Origin of the sequence: Flavobacterium sp. (assembly GCF_050696275.1) — a bacterium.
Lineage (GTDB): Bacteria > Bacteroidota > Bacteroidia > Flavobacteriales > Flavobacteriaceae > Flavobacterium.
In genome coordinates this window covers 29,139-43,277 of record NZ_JBOGUT010000008.1, presented here as the reverse complement: position 1 = coordinate 43,277, position 14,139 = coordinate 29,139, and the positions used below count along the sequence as shown (strand labels likewise).

The 14,139-nt window shown below is 34.7% G+C and carries 14 protein-coding genes; 12 read left to right on the top strand and 2 right to left on the bottom strand.

Translation table 11 applies throughout. The features are described from left to right. Positions 1-38 precede the first annotated feature (38 nt). The 11 genes from ACRDEC_RS06185 (at position 39) to ACRDEC_RS06135 (ending at position 12,366) form a co-directional block, all read left to right on the top strand. Entirely contained in the window at positions 39-1,811 is a 1,773-nt protein-coding gene (locus ACRDEC_RS06185) for an AMP-dependent synthetase/ligase (protein WP_431497462.1), read from the top strand. A gap of 12 nt (positions 1,812-1,823) precedes the next feature. After that, the gene (locus tag ACRDEC_RS06180) at positions 1,824-2,870 is read left to right on the top strand and encodes a proline iminopeptidase-family hydrolase (RefSeq protein ID WP_431497461.1); all 1,047 of its coding nucleotides are present in this window, start codon (positions 1,824-1,826) and stop codon (positions 2,868-2,870) included. Positions 2,871-2,963: 93 nt separating this feature from the next. Further along, positions 2,964-3,347: a hypothetical protein gene (locus tag ACRDEC_RS06175; protein WP_431497460.1), complete on the top strand. Its 384-nt coding sequence runs from the start codon at positions 2,964-2,966 to the stop codon at positions 3,345-3,347. Between the two features lie 135 nt (positions 3,348-3,482). Next, on the top strand, positions 3,483-3,950 hold the full coding sequence (locus ACRDEC_RS06170) for a MarR family winged helix-turn-helix transcriptional regulator (protein ID WP_431497459.1): 468 nt from the start codon (positions 3,483-3,485) through the stop codon (positions 3,948-3,950). Continuing rightward, positions 3,934-6,324, top strand: coding sequence for a 3-hydroxyacyl-CoA dehydrogenase NAD-binding domain-containing protein (locus ACRDEC_RS06165; RefSeq protein WP_431497458.1), 2,391 nt, complete (start codon positions 3,934-3,936; stop codon positions 6,322-6,324). Before ACRDEC_RS06170 ends, ACRDEC_RS06165 begins: the two co-directional genes overlap by 17 nt. A gap of 79 nt (positions 6,325-6,403) precedes the next feature. Next, a complete protein-coding gene (locus tag ACRDEC_RS06160) occupies positions 6,404-7,585 on the top strand; it encodes an acetyl-CoA C-acyltransferase (RefSeq protein WP_431497457.1) in 1,182 nt (393 codons plus the stop codon). A gap of 31 nt (positions 7,586-7,616) precedes the next feature. Beyond that, a complete protein-coding gene (locus ACRDEC_RS06155; protein WP_431497456.1) occupies positions 7,617-7,976 on the top strand; it encodes a four helix bundle protein in 360 nt (119 codons plus the stop codon). Positions 7,977-8,013: 37 nt separating this feature from the next. Next, positions 8,014-9,804 (top strand): acyl-CoA dehydrogenase family protein, encoded by a 1,791-nt coding sequence (locus ACRDEC_RS06150; protein WP_431497455.1) that lies wholly within the window; start codon positions 8,014-8,016, stop codon positions 9,802-9,804. A gap of 174 nt (positions 9,805-9,978) precedes the next feature. Beyond that, positions 9,979-10,500: a superoxide dismutase family protein gene (locus ACRDEC_RS06145; protein ID WP_431497454.1), complete on the top strand. Its 522-nt coding sequence runs from the start codon at positions 9,979-9,981 to the stop codon at positions 10,498-10,500. Positions 10,501-10,514: 14 nt separating this feature from the next. Further along, complete coding sequence (locus ACRDEC_RS06140; protein ID WP_431497453.1) at positions 10,515-11,084, top strand: YdeI/OmpD-associated family protein; 570 nt, start codon at positions 10,515-10,517, stop codon at positions 11,082-11,084. A 76-nt stretch (positions 11,085-11,160) separates the two neighbouring features. Further along, a complete protein-coding gene (locus ACRDEC_RS06135) occupies positions 11,161-12,366 on the top strand; it encodes an LETM1-related biofilm-associated protein (protein ID WP_431497452.1) in 1,206 nt (401 codons plus the stop codon). Here ACRDEC_RS06135 and ACRDEC_RS06130 read toward each other — a convergent pair whose 3' ends face one another. Continuing rightward, positions 12,367-12,846 (bottom strand): Dps family protein, encoded by a 480-nt coding sequence (locus ACRDEC_RS06130; RefSeq protein ID WP_431497451.1) that lies wholly within the window; start codon positions 12,844-12,846, stop codon positions 12,367-12,369. Between the two features lie 98 nt (positions 12,847-12,944). On the opposite strand from ACRDEC_RS06130, the gene ACRDEC_RS06125 reads away from it, so the two are divergent. Then, the gene (locus tag ACRDEC_RS06125; protein ID WP_431497450.1) at positions 12,945-13,886 is read left to right on the top strand and encodes a LysR substrate-binding domain-containing protein; all 942 of its coding nucleotides are present in this window, start codon (positions 12,945-12,947) and stop codon (positions 13,884-13,886) included. 45 nt (positions 13,887-13,931) lie between these two features. Here the strand turns inward: ACRDEC_RS06125 and ACRDEC_RS06120 are convergent, their stop codons facing one another. Further along, on the bottom strand, positions 13,932-14,129 hold the full coding sequence (locus ACRDEC_RS06120) for a hypothetical protein (RefSeq protein ID WP_431497449.1): 198 nt from the start codon (positions 14,127-14,129) through the stop codon (positions 13,932-13,934). Between the last annotated feature and the right edge of the window lie 10 nt (positions 14,130-14,139).

Here is a 14,139-nt window from a genome sequence, read left to right as displayed (position 1 = left end):
TTTGTTTAATTTGCATTCAATTAACACCTATTTTTAGAATGACCAATATTACAAGACTATTTGATTTTCCTTATTATCAATTAAGTAAGCAGAATTTACCAGATGCTTTGGTAACAAAATATAATGGAGAATGGATTAAAACTTCAACGCAGGAATATATAAATAATGCCAATACCATTTCGAGAGCCTTGCTTCGGATGGGGATTCAAAAAGATGATAAAATTGCTGTCATTTCATCCAACAACAGAACCGAATGGAATACTGTAGATATTGGTATCTTGCAAACAGGAGCACAAAATGTTCCTATCTATCCGACGATTTCCGAAGAAGATTACAAATACATACTAAATCACTCTGAAGCGAAGTACTGCTTTGTTTCGGATTTGGAAGTTTTAGAAAAATTAAACCTGATAAAACATAATGTTCCTTCTCTGAAAGAGGTATTTTCATTTAATGAAATTGAAGGCTGCAAAAACTGGAAAGAGTTACTTGTTCTTGGGGAAGATAATTCAAATCAAGCCGATGTTGAAGACAGAAAAAACGCAATTACTACAAATGATCTTGCTACTATAATATATACTTCAGGTACAACAGGGAGGCCAAAAGGCGTTATGCTTTCCCATAAAAATATAGTTTCGAATGTATTGGACAGTGCCTGCAGAATTCCATTTGATGAAGGGAGAAACAAAGCTTTAAGTTTCTTACCTGTTTGTCATATTTTCGAAAGAATGATTCTGTACTTATACCAATATTACAGTGTTTCGATTTATTTTGGAGAATCAATTGAGAAAATCAGTGACAACCTTAAAGAAGTAAAACCTAATGTCATTACTGCTGTTCCAAGGCTTTTGGAAAAAGTATATGATAAAATCTATGCTAAAGGATCGGAACTTACCGGTATTAAAAAGAAATTATTCTTCTGGGCTATCGATTTAGGTTTACGATACGAACCTTACGGAGCCAATGGTTTTTGGTATGAATTCCAGCTTAAAATTGCAAGAAAACTTATTTTCAGTAAATGGAAAGAAGGATTAGGCGGAAACCTTGACCTGATGGTTTCAGGAAGTGCAGCTTTACAGACAAGATTAGCAAGAGTGTTTGCCGCCGCCGGGATTTCAATTGTTGAAGGCTATGGATTAAGCGAAACTTCCCCGGTAATTGCTGTAAATGATATGAGACACAGAGGTTTCAAAATTGGAACTGTTGGTAAGGTTATCGATAATTTAGAAGTAAAAATCGCTGAAGACGGAGAAATCCTTTGCAAAGGACCTAACGTAATGATGGGATACTATAAAGACAAAGAAAAAACAGATGAAGCCATTATAGACGGTTATTTCCATACTGGAGATATTGGTGAAATTGACAAAGAAGGCTTCCTTAAGATTACGGATCGTAAAAAAGAAATGTTTAAAACTTCGGGAGGAAAATACATCGCACCGCAAATTCTTGAAAATACAATGAAACAATCTCGTTTTATTGAACAGATCATGGTTATCGGTGACGGACAGAAAATGCCGGCTGCTTTTATTCAGCCAAGTTTTGACTTTATTAAAGAATGGGCTTCATTACATCAGATCACTTTAGGGAATTCAAACTCTGAAATCATTGAAAATCCAAAGGTCATTGAGCGTATACAGCAAGAAGTGGATTCTTTGAACGAAAAATTCGGTAATTGGGAAAAAATCAAACGATTTGAACTTACTCCTGATATCTGGTCTATCGATGGCGGCCAGCTTACTCCTACTTTAAAACTGAAACGTAAAGTAGTCTTGGAAAAATACAAAGGCTTATACGATAAAATCTATAATTAAAACTCCTGGAATATGAAACTTAACTTCCTTCCTTGTCTAGTATTGCTGATGATTGTGTTTATTGGCTGTAAAAAAAATGAGGATTCGGTTAAGTACCATTACCTGGATTTTTCAAAAAGAGACGATCAATTTACCGGCGGTATCAAAATGATTCCGATCACTACTCCCGCCGGTACATTTAAAGTCTGGACAAAAACTGTTGGCAATAATCCAAAAATAAAAGTATTACTCTTACACGGCGGTCCGGGACTGACTCACGAATTATATGAAAGTTTTGATGGCTATTTTCCCAACGAAAGCATTGAATACATATATTATGACCAATTAGGTTCTTATTACAGTGACCAACCTAATGATAACAAATTATGGACAAACGAGCGTTTTGTTGAAGAAGTCGAGCAAGTTCGCATTGCACTTGGCTTAGATAATTCCAATTTTTATTTGTTAGGACAATCCTGGGGAGGAATTCTAGCCATGGAATATGCCTTAAAATACCAAAAAAACTTAAAAGGCCTGATTATTTCAAACATGATGGCAAGTGCATCGGACTATAATAAATATGCCGAAGAAGTTTTGGGACCACAATTACCAAAAACTGTCTTCAATCAGATTAAAGAATTTGAAAAGAATAAAGATTATTCAAATCCAAAGTATACCGAATTACTTTTCAAATATTACTACACAGAACATATTCTGAGAAAACCGCTTGGAGAATGGCCGGAATCGATTAACAGATGTTTCAAACATATCAACCCGAATGTATATGTTTATATGCAAGGTCCGAGTGAATTTGGAATCACAGGAAATGCAACACTGCAAGATTGGGATGTAAAATCTCGATTGAAAACCATTACGGTTCCTACACTGACAATTGGCGCAAAATACGACACCATGGATCCCAAGCATATGGAATGGATTTCCGAAGAAGTTCAAAACGGCCGATTCCTATTCTGCCCTAACGGAAGTCATCTTTCTCAATACGATGATCAGAAAACCTATTTTTCCGGAGTAATACAATTTTTAAAAGATGTTAACGACGGCAATTTCAAAAAACAATAAACAACAAATAAGGTCATTCTTGTTAAAATAAATTAATTTTTTTAACTTTTTTTTTATTAAATTCACATTGTTAACCAATAAAACAAAAACAAAATGAATTTAAAGAACTTTTTTATTGCAGGAATTGTAGGTGGAATTGTAGATTTCCTTTTAGGTTGGGTATTTTATGGTATGCTTTTTAAAGATTTGTATCCGCAAAATGAAAACACCAATCTGCTTTTTATCTTTTTAGGATGTATGACATTTGGTTTTTTTATGTCTTATATATTTACAAAGTGGGCTGGCATTACCAACGTTGTTACCGGATTATCCGCAGGTGCGGTTATTGGCTTTTTTAACAGTTTATCCATGAACTTTTTTATGTATTCCAGTAGGGAATTAAACATCCAGCATATGCTTACTGATATCGTAGTTTGCATATTAATGGGTGCATGTATTGGTGCCGCAGTAGCATTTGTAAACGGCAAATTAAAATAAATTTTACTTCACTATAACGAAAACTCCTTAATTCTAAGGGGTTTTTTTTATATCTAATCATTAAATAAAAAAATAAATAAAATTTATTATGCATGCATAGTATTTTTTATTATCTTTGATTTTCAAATTCAATCTATGAAAGATAAAACGATAGATTATGTACTTCGGGCAACTTGGCAGGCAGTGTCAAGAATGTACAATGAAGAAGCCTCTAAATATGGAGCTACAATGGCTACAGGGTTTGCTTTGCTAAGTATTGACAGGGAAAACGGAACGCCATCAACAGCTCTGGGACCACGAATGGGAATGGAAGCAACCAGCCTTACCAGGACCTTAAAATCTATGGAAGAAAAAGGACTGATATATCGCAAACCAAATCCGGAAGATGGCCGTGGCGTACTCATTTATTTAACTGAATTCGGTAAAGAGAAAAGGGAACTTTCCAAAAACACCGTATTAAAGTTTAATGAGACTGTAAAACAAAATGTTTCTGAAGAGAAACTCCTCCACTTTATGGAAGTAGCAGAAATAATAAACGAATTAATTCAAGACAAAAATATATTCAATCAACCCGAAAAAATAGAAAATGAAAAGATCTATTAAAAAAGTTGCAGTCATCGGATCCGGAATTATGGGTTCGGGGATTGCTTGCCATTTTGCCAATATTGGCGTAGAAGTTCTGCTTCTTGATATTGTTCCCCGCGAACTAACGGAAGCCGAAACCAAAAAAGGACTTACCCTTGAGAGTAAAATCGTTCGAAACAGATTGGTAAACGACCATTTAGCGAATGCTCTAAAATCAAAACCCTCTCCTATCTATGATGTAAAATTTGCTAACCGAATCGCAACTGGAAACACCACTGACGATTTAGCTAAAATAAAAGATGTCGATTGGATCATTGAAGTTGTCGTAGAAAGATTAGACATCAAAAAATCAGTTTTTGAAGAAATTGAAAAATATAGAAAACCCGGTACTTTAATTACATCAAATACTTCGGGAATCCCTATTCATTTTATGAGCGAAGGACGAAGTGAAGATTTCCAAAAGCATTTCTGCGGAACCCATTTCTTCAATCCGGCACGTTACTTAAAATTATTTGAAATCATTCCTGGACCACAAACTTCAACTGAAGTATTGGATTTCCTTAATGAATATGGAGAAAAATTCCTTGGAAAAACTTCGGTCGTAGCCAAAGATACTCCTGCATTCATCGGAAACAGAATCGGAATCTTCGGAATCCAGAGTTTGTTCCATCTGGTAAAAGAAATGGGATTAACCATTGAAGAAGTAGACAAATTAACCGGTCCTGTTATTGGTCGCCCAAAATCAGCTACTTTCAGAACCGTTGATGTTGTTGGTTTAGATACTTTGGTTCACGTAGCCAACGGAATTTACGAAAACTGTCCTAACGACGAAGCACACGAATTGTTCAAATTACCTGATTTCATCAATAAAATGATGGAAAATAAATGGTTGGGAAGCAAAACAGGACAAGGTTTCTACAAAAAAGTAGACAAAGACATACTTTCTTTAGATTTAGATACTTTAGAATACAGAGCGGCAAAAAAAGCTTCATTCGCTACTTTAGAATTAACAAAAACAATTGACAAACCTATTGACCGATTCAAAATATTGGTAAAAGGAAAAGATAAAGCGGGTGAATTTTACCGAAAAAGCTTCTCTTCTATGTTTGCTTATGTTTCAAACAGAGTTCCTGAAATCACTGATGACTTTTACAAAATTGATGATGCAATGAAAGCCGGTTTCGGTTGGGAGAATGGTCCATTTGAAATTTGGGACGCCATTGGTGTTGAAAAAGGAATCGAATTAATGAAGGCTGAAGGCTATACTCCTGCTGCTTGGGTTAATGATATGATTGCTTCAGGAAATACTTCATTCTATTCTGTAAAAGAAGGAGCAACTCATTATTATAATATCACTTCAAAATCACAAGCTAAAGTTCCGGGTCAGGATGCATTTATCATCTTAAACAATATCCGTGAAAGCAAAAAAGTCTGGGGTAATGCAGATGCAACTATCCAGCACTTAGGAGATGGAATTTTAAATTTAGAATTCCATTCAAAAATGAATACCATCGGTGGCGGTGTAATTCAAGGAATTAATAAAGCTATCGATTTAGCCGAAAAAGAATATTCAGGATTAGTTATTGGAAATCAGGGAACAAATTTCTCAGTAGGTGCTAATATCGGAATGATTTTCATGATGGCAGTCGAACAAGAATATGACGAATTGAATATGGCTATCAAAATGTTTCAGGACACTATGATGCGTGCACGTTATTCATCAATCCCGGTAATAGTTGCTCCTCACGGAATGACATTAGGCGGTGGCTGCGAATTATCAATGCATGCTGACAAAGTAGTCGCTGCTGCGGAAACTTACATCGGATTAGTAGAATTTGGTGTTGGAGTTATCCCTGGCGGTGGTGGTTCTAAAGAAATGGCATTGAGAGCTTCTGATACTTTCCGTAAAAATGATGTGGAATTGAATGTGCTGCAGGAATATTTCTTAACCGTAGGTATGGCCAAAGTAGCAACTTCTGCTTACGAAGCTTTTGATTTAGGAATTTTACAAAAAGGAAAAGATGTAGTTGTCGTAAATAAAGACCGCCAAATTGCTGAAGCTAAAAAACATGCTTTGTTAATGGCCGAAGCCGGTTATACACAACCCGTTAAACGCAAAGACATTAAAGTATTAGGTAAACAAGCTTTAGGAATGTTCTTAGTGGGAACTGACCAAATGAAAGCCGGTCAATACATTTCAGATCACGATAGAAAAATTGCCAATAAATTAGCTTATGTAATGGCTGGTGGTGATTTATCTGAACCAACATTAGTAACGGAACAATATTTATTGGATTTAGAAAGAGAAGCTTTCCTTTCCCTTTGTACCGAAAGAAAAACGTTGGAAAGAATCCAATTTATGTTAACCAAAGGGAAACCGTTGAGAAACTAATTTTAAATTATAAATGTTGACTTTTAAATGATTTTTGAAGTAATTCAAAATTTAAAATTCAAAATTCAAAATAATAATTATGAAAACAGCATATATAGTAAAAGCATACAGAACAGCCGTTGGTAAAGCACCTAAAGGTTTGTTCCGATTTAAAAGACCAGACGAATTAGCCGCTGAAACCATCGAATACATGATGAACGAGTTACCTGGTTTCGACAAAAAACGCATCGATGACGTTATGGTAGGAAATGCCATGCCGGAAGCAGAACAAGGACTAAACGTAGCTCGTTTAATTTCATTAATGGGATTAAAAATTGAGGATGTTCCTGGTGTAACTGTAAATCGTTATTGTGCCTCAGGTTTGGAAACAATCGGAATGGCAACAGCCAAAATTCAAGCAGGAATGGCTGATTGTATCATCGCAGGTGGTGCCGAAAGCATGAGTTTTATTCCAATGGGAGGTTACAAACCTACTCCTGATTATAAAGCAGCAGCGGCTGGGCATGAAGATTATTACTGGGGAATGGGTTTAACAGCTGAAGCTGTAGCAAAACAGTTTAATGTTTCCCGTCAGGATCAGGATGAATTTGCATTCAATTCGCATCAAAAAGCATTAAAAGCACAAGCGGAAGGGAAATTTGACAAACAAATTGTTCCTATTACAGTTGAACAGACATTTGTCAATGAAAATGGTAAAAAAGAAACCAAATCATATGTTGTTTCTAAAGATGAAGGTCCAAGAGCTGATACTACTGTAGCTGCTTTAGGAAACTTAAGACCTGTTTTCGCTGCTGATGGTAGTGTTACGGCCGGAAATTCATCTCAAATGAGTGACGGTGCAGCTTTTGTCTTAATCATGAGCGAAGAAATGGTAAAAGAGTTAAACCTTGAGCCTATTGCAAGATTGGTAAACTTTGCTTCAGCTGGTGTTGAGCCAAGAATCATGGGAATCGGGCCTGTAAAAGCAATTCCGAAAGCGATAAAACAAGCTGGTTTACAATTGAAAGACATCGAGTTATTCGAATTGAACGAGGCATTTGCTTCGCAATCATTAGCTGTTATTCGAGAATTAGGTTTAAATCCGGATATCGTAAACGTAAATGGAGGAGCAATTTCTTTAGGTCACCCACTGGGCTGTACCGGAGCAAAATTATCTGTCCAATTGTTTGACGAAATGAAACGTCGTGGTAATAAATACGGAATGGTAACCATGTGTGTGGGAACTGGCCAAGGAACAGCTGGAATTTACGAGTTGCTTTAATTTATTTTAAATTTTGAATTATATATTTTAAATGAGTGTGAAGGATAATATTATTGCGGTTAAAACTTTTGACTTTGCATTATCAATAGTAAATCTTTTCATAGAGCTTAAAAAAGAACATGAATTCATTATTTCAAAACAAATACTGCAGTCAGCAACGAGTATTGGAGCAAATGTGGAAGAAGCAATTGCAGCACAATCAAAGAAAGATTTTATAAATAAAATGGCAATAGCTTCAAAAGAGGCAAGAGAAACTAAATATTGGTTACGGTTACTAGACAAATCTGAATTAACCTCAATACCAATAGCCAATTATTTAATAGAAATTGAACACATAATAAACATAATTACCAAGATAATTAAAACATCAAAAGAGACTATTTTAAAATAATTTAAAATTTAAAATTCATCATTTAAAATAAGAAATAATGGAAGATATCACAAGAGGAGGTCAATTCCTTGTAAAAGAAACTAAATGTGAAAATGTATTCACTCCTGAAGATTTTTCAGAAGAACAAATTATGATGCGTGACTCTGTAAAAGAGTTTGTAGATAAAGAAATTTGGCCAAATAAAGACCGTTTTGAGAAAAAAGATTACAAATTTACTGAAGAGTGTATGCGTAAAACAGGGGAACTTGGTTTGCTTGGAGTAGCTGTTCCTGAAGCTTACGGCGGATTAGGAATGGGATTTGTTTCAACCATGCTGGTTTGTGACTATATTTCTGGGGCAACTGGATCTTTTTCAACGGCATTTGGAGCTCACACAGGGATTGGAACCATGCCTATTACTTTATATGGTACTGAAGAACAAAAGAAAAAATACGTTCCTAAATTAGCTTCAGGCGAATGGTTTGGTGCGTATTGTTTAACGGAACCGGGTGCAGGTTCTGATGCCAATTCAGGAAAAACAAAAGCGGTTCTTTCAGAAGACGGAACGCATTATAAAATCACTGGTCAAAAAATGTGGATTTCGAACGCAGGATTCTGTTCGTTATTCATTGTTTTTGCAAGAATTGGTGATGATAAAAACATTACAGGTTTCATTGTTGAAAACGATTCAAGTAACGGAATTACAATGAATGAAGAAGAGCATAAATTAGGAATTCGTGCTTCTTCTACTCGTCAGGTTTTCTTTGCTGACACAAAAGTTCCAGTTGAAAACATGCTTTCTGAAAGAGGAAATGGTTTCAAAATTGCCATGAATGCTTTAAATGTTGGTCGTATCAAATTAGCTGCCGCTTGTTTGGATGCACAACGCAGAGTAACTTCAGGTGCTGTAAAATACGCTAACGAAAGAATTCAATTCAATACCTCTATTTCTAATTTTGGTGCAATCCGTTCAAAATTAGCAGAAATGGCTACTTCTTGCTACGCTGGCGAAAGTGCTTCATATCGTGCTGCAAAAGGCATTGAAGACAGAATTATTGCTCGTGAAGCTGAAGGTGCTTCTCATCAAGAGGCAGAATTAAAAGGTGTTGAAGAATTTGCTATCGAATGTTCTATTCTTAAAGTAGCGGTTTCAGAAGACGTACAAAACTGTGCGGATGAAGGAATCCAGATTTTTGGAGGAATGGGCTTCTCTGAAGATACTCCAATGGAAAGTGCTTGGCGTGATGCTCGTATCGCTCGTATCTACGAAGGTACAAACGAAATCAACCGAATGCTTTCAGTGGGAATGTTAATCAAAAAAGCAATGAAAGGTCATGTAGATTTACTAGGACCTGCTATGAAAGTTGCCGAAGAATTAGTAGGAATCCCTGATTTCAATACACCTGATTATTCTGAACTATTCGCTGAAGAAAAAGAATTAATCGGTAAATTGAAAAAAGCATTCTTAATGGTTGCCGGAGCTGCAGTTCAGAAATTCGGACCGGATTTAGATGCCCACCAACAATTGTTAATGGCAGCTTCCGATATGCTAATCGAGATTTACATGGCGGAAAGTACTGTTTTACGTACTGAAAAACTAGCTAAATCTAAAGGTGCTGAAAACGTAAAAGAGCAAATTGCAATGGCTCAATTGTATTTATATAATGCCGTAGATATCATTAACCAAAAAGGAAAAGAAGGTATCGTTTCTTTTGCTGAAGGAGATGAGCAACGCATGATGTTAATGGGATTGCGTCGTTTTACAAAATATACAAATATGCCTAATGTGGTAGCTTTGAGAGAAACTATTACTTCTAAATTAGTAGAAGAAAATGCATACTGTTTCTAAAAGAGTAAACTATTAGTTAAGTTAATTGTTGTTAAAAGGCCGTCAGATTAGAAATAATTATGACGGTTTTTTTATTTAGATTATTTCAGATTTTAACATCCTCAGACACTAACTATTTCTCTTTTTAGTTTTTTAAAGCATTTCAAATTTACTTATCTTTGAAAGAAAAAGCATATGAAAAAGTTAATTCTTCTTTCCTGTTCAATATTTCTGGCCGTAGTAGCCTGCAAAAGTTCTTCCGGAAACAAAAACCAATTGAATATTGTCTTCTCCTCAAAAAGTGACAGCAACGTAACCGGAACTGCGACTTTTGTAGAAAAAAATAACGTAGTCACTTTTACGGCAAACATGAGTGGCCTAACTCCTGGTATACACGCCATCCACATTCATGAAAAATCTGATTGCTCTGCAGCGGATGCAAGTTCTGCAGGAGGCCATTGGAATCCAACCTTTAAAAAACACGGAAAATGGGGCATTGGTGAATACCACAAAGGAGATATAGGAAATTTTACTGCTGATGCAAACGGAAACGGAACCATACAATTAACTACAAACGAATGGTGTATCGGTTGTGGAGACGAAACTAAAGATATTTTAGGAAAAGGACTGATTATCCACAAAGGGACTGATGATTTTACGTCACAGCCAGCCGGAAATGCAGGAGCCAGAGTTGCATGTTCAGCCATTATTAAATAATTTGCCAAGTAGTTTTGAAAACAAAAGAAGAATTCTATTTCAAAAACGATACAGAATGGTGGCAATGGCTGGATAAAAATCATAATACGTCTGATGGCATTTATTTGATTTTTTACAAAGTAAGCAGTGAATCTGAAAGTATGCGGTGGGAAGAAGCGGTACAAGTCGCAATTTGTTACGGTTGGATAGATTCTACAGTGAAAAGAATTGACGAAGAGCGTCGCAGACAGCTTTTTACACCCAGAAAAGATAAAAGCGTTTGGAGCAAGCTCAATAAAACATACATAGAAAAACTCATTAAGGAAAATCGGATGCATGAAAGCGGTTTGAAAAAAATTGAAACGGCCAAACAAAACGGCTCCTGGACTTCGCTGGATAGTGTCGAAAATCACGAAATCCCGGAAGATTTGCAATTGGCTTTCAATAAAAACAAGACTGCGTTTACCAATTACCAAAATTTTAGTCCAACGTATCGAAAAAGCTATCTTTACTGGTTAAATCATGCCAAAAAAGAAGAAACAAGAAACTCCAGAATAGTCGAAATCATTAAGCTTTGTGAACAGAACTTAAAATCCAGACCCTGATTTATTATTGAAAACTTATTTTTAAATTCTTTGCACTTCAGTAAAAAGATATAGCTTTGCAGTACAAAAAACAGGTATGATAAATGCTTCGGCACATGGTTGGATTGATAAGTTTTTCTTTGGGCAGAATTCTCAGAAACAGACTATTATCAGTGATTCAAAATTATTCTATGAAAAAACCAGGGAAACAGGATTTTTAGTAGGATACACTACCCATTTTGTTACCGAAAAACCGATTGAAACCAAAGGATGGACAACGGAAGAATTTTCTAAAATAGCACTTCTAAACACGTTATTTGGTGTTTATCAACTTTGTGAAAACAATAGAAACCATATTGAATTCATACAGAAATGTGTTGATTTTTATAATGATTTACATCCTAAAAGCTCCAATATCTTATATAAAATCCTTCCGCAGGATTCTCCTTCGAATTCATTAGAAAAAATTATAAATTCCCGTATTCAGACAAACGAAAATATCATAAGCAAAAATTTTTCGCATATTCTGACTAATGCTTTATTGTTTATAGATGTTTTAGCGTTCAAAAAGTATTTAAAAGGAGGAAATATTCCTGAAAAATACCTCAAAAAAACAGAAGAAATTATAGTAAACATTGTTTCGCTTGCTTTAAAAACCAAAGAAACAAAAACAAAATATGACGAACTTCTTCAAAAATTATTTGAATCATCAGTCCGCTATACCAAATTTAGTAAACTAGGGATTGTATCGCTTGAGAATTTAGATTTATCCTATTTTAGTGATGATTATGAGAAATTTTACCTCATTGATATGGCTGGGATGGCCATGTGGAATGACCAGAAAATGGAAAAAAAGGAAGAAGAATTCTTATTTCAATTAGCAGAAAAATTACAAATTCCCAATTCATTTGCTAAAAAAAGCATTGCGGATGTTGATTTATTCCTGACAACAAATAAAAATCAGATACCTTATTTCAATTTTTCAAATCCGGTGAAACATTTTTACGATCAGACAACACAAAGTGTACACACGCTGATTTCCAGAAATAAAAACAGGCTTTTACTCGAAATTTCACAAAGCAAGGAACTGATGGTTTTATTAGCAAAATCAACTACCCGCGATTTAAATCCGGAGGAAAAGAAAAAAGTAAGGAATCAAATTCTTGACATTTGTAAAACCATTCCGTCATTAACTATTTTCCTAGTTCCCGGAGGTAGTTTATTACTTCCTATTCTGATTAAATTCATCCCTCAGATGCTTCCTTCTGCATTTAATGAAAACCTGGATTTAGATAAAGAATAATTATATTTCTTCCTCAAGCCACGCTTTCATCATCCAGATTGTTTTTTCCTGCTCTTTTATAAAATCACTCATCATTGAATTTGTTCCTTCATCATGTATATCTGCTGCCTGATTCAGAATTATTCTTTCAATTTTAAGCAATTGCGACAATGAATTTACGATCAAGGCGATCGCTTCTTCATCATTATGAATATTTTTCCCAATGGCAAGCTTGCTCATTTTAATATAATCTTCAAAAGTATGCAAAGGAGTTCCTCCTAAAGTCAGTACACGTTCGGCAATTAAATCTATTTTTAACTGACTGTCATTATACAACTCTTCAAATTTCAAATGCAGATCAAAAAATCGTTTTCCGCGGATATTCCAATGTAAACCTCTAAGATTTTGGTAATATACCTGAAAATTGGATAATAAGATATTTAATTCCGTAACTAGGATTTCTGTTTCCTCAATAGGCAATCCTAAACTATTCATTTTCATAACTTTACTTTTATTAATACAAAATTATTACAAAATAGACAGTAATTTACATCAATTAAATTGATAGTTTTTATATTTGCATAACAAAATCCTATCTAATGACAATCACACAACTTCAATATGTTTTGGCAGTAGCCGAATACAAAAACTTTACATTAGCAGCCGAAAAATGTTTTGTAACGCAGCCTACGCTTAGTATGCAGATTCAAAAAATTGAAGAAGAACTTGATATTCAAATCTTTGATCGAAGCAAAAAACCCATTCAATTAACTGAAATCGGTCAAAAAATAGTAACTCAAGCGAAAAATATCGTAAACGAAGCAGATAGAATTCAGGATATTGTCGATTTACAAAAAGGATTTATTGGTGGTGAATTCAGGCTTGGCATTATACCAACAGTTATGCCAACACTATTACCAATGTTCCTCAATAATTTTATCAAAAAATACCCGAAAGTCAAACTGATTATTGAAGAATTAAATACTGCTGAAATCATTGCGAAGCTTAAAAACGGTCATCTGGATGCCGCAATTGCAGCTACACCGCTTCAGGAAGAAAAAATAAAAGAAATCGTTCTGTACTATGAGCCTTTTATGGTTTATGTTCCTGAGAGCCATTTAAAATTCGCTAAAAATGAATTGGAAATAGATGATTTGAATGTTGATGAAATTTTACTGTTGCAAGACGGCCATTGTTTTAGAGACGGTATTTTAAACTTGTGCAAGCGCAATGCCCAGAGTTCGGAAAATAAATTTCAAATTGAAAGCGGAAGTTTTGAAACCTTAATAAAATTGGCCAATGAAGGCTTAGGAATCACACTCCTTCCCTATTTGCATACTTTAGATTTAAAAGAATCAGATCAATTAAAGCTAAAACATTTTGTTGAACCAAAACCAGCACGGGAAATAAGCCTCATTTTCCCTAAAAACGAGCTTAAAATTCATATAATTGAAGCTTTGCGTCAAACTATATCAGGTGTTTTACGTGGCGCAATTACTTTTCACAATGTGGATATTATTAGTCCTTTACATAAAAAATAAAGGAGCTATAGAAGCTCCGGTTAAGTTTATGTCAAAATAAGTAGGTTAATCATTTACAATGTATAAGCATTGCTTAAGTTCCGGTTTTTCACTTGTAAAAAACAACAACCATTTCTTTAGATGTTCAATTTCGTAAGGTAGTAGATTTCTAACTGCTTTTTTAAGCTCTTTCATGAAAAGCTTAGAATCAAAGCTTACTTTTTCAAGTACATTTTTGGTGTAATCATAAATCATTCTAGGCATATTAAAAAAA

What these genes read in the sequence shown, in the direction of transcription:
- ACRDEC_RS06125 (WP_431497450.1), top strand. Translation starts at nt 12,945, where the DNA reads ATGACAATCACACAACTTCAATATGTTTTGGCAGTAGCCGAATACAAA.
- ACRDEC_RS06160 (WP_431497457.1), top strand. Translation starts at nt 6,404, where the DNA reads ATGAAAACAGCATATATAGTAAAAGCATACAGAACAGCCGTTGGTAAA.
- ACRDEC_RS06120 (WP_431497449.1), bottom strand. Translation starts at nt 14,129, where the DNA reads ATGCCTAGAATGATTTATGATTACACCAAAAATGTACTTGAAAAAGTA.
- ACRDEC_RS06150 (WP_431497455.1), top strand. Translation starts at nt 8,014, where the DNA reads ATGGAAGATATCACAAGAGGAGGTCAATTCCTTGTAAAAGAAACTAAA.
- ACRDEC_RS06175 (WP_431497460.1), top strand. Translation starts at nt 2,964, where the DNA reads ATGAATTTAAAGAACTTTTTTATTGCAGGAATTGTAGGTGGAATTGTA.
- ACRDEC_RS06165 (WP_431497458.1), top strand. Translation starts at nt 3,934, where the DNA reads ATGAAAAGATCTATTAAAAAAGTTGCAGTCATCGGATCCGGAATTATG.
- ACRDEC_RS06155 (WP_431497456.1), top strand. Translation starts at nt 7,617, where the DNA reads ATGAGTGTGAAGGATAATATTATTGCGGTTAAAACTTTTGACTTTGCA.
- ACRDEC_RS06130 (WP_431497451.1), bottom strand. Translation starts at nt 12,846, where the DNA reads ATGAAAATGAATAGTTTAGGATTGCCTATTGAGGAAACAGAAATCCTA.
- ACRDEC_RS06145 (WP_431497454.1), top strand. Translation starts at nt 9,979, where the DNA reads ATGAAAAAGTTAATTCTTCTTTCCTGTTCAATATTTCTGGCCGTAGTA.
- ACRDEC_RS06180 (WP_431497461.1), top strand. Translation starts at nt 1,824, where the DNA reads ATGAAACTTAACTTCCTTCCTTGTCTAGTATTGCTGATGATTGTGTTT.
- ACRDEC_RS06185 (WP_431497462.1), top strand. Translation starts at nt 39, where the DNA reads ATGACCAATATTACAAGACTATTTGATTTTCCTTATTATCAATTAAGT.
- ACRDEC_RS06135 (WP_431497452.1), top strand. Translation starts at nt 11,161, where the DNA reads ATGATAAATGCTTCGGCACATGGTTGGATTGATAAGTTTTTCTTTGGG.
- ACRDEC_RS06170 (WP_431497459.1), top strand. Translation starts at nt 3,483, where the DNA reads ATGAAAGATAAAACGATAGATTATGTACTTCGGGCAACTTGGCAGGCA.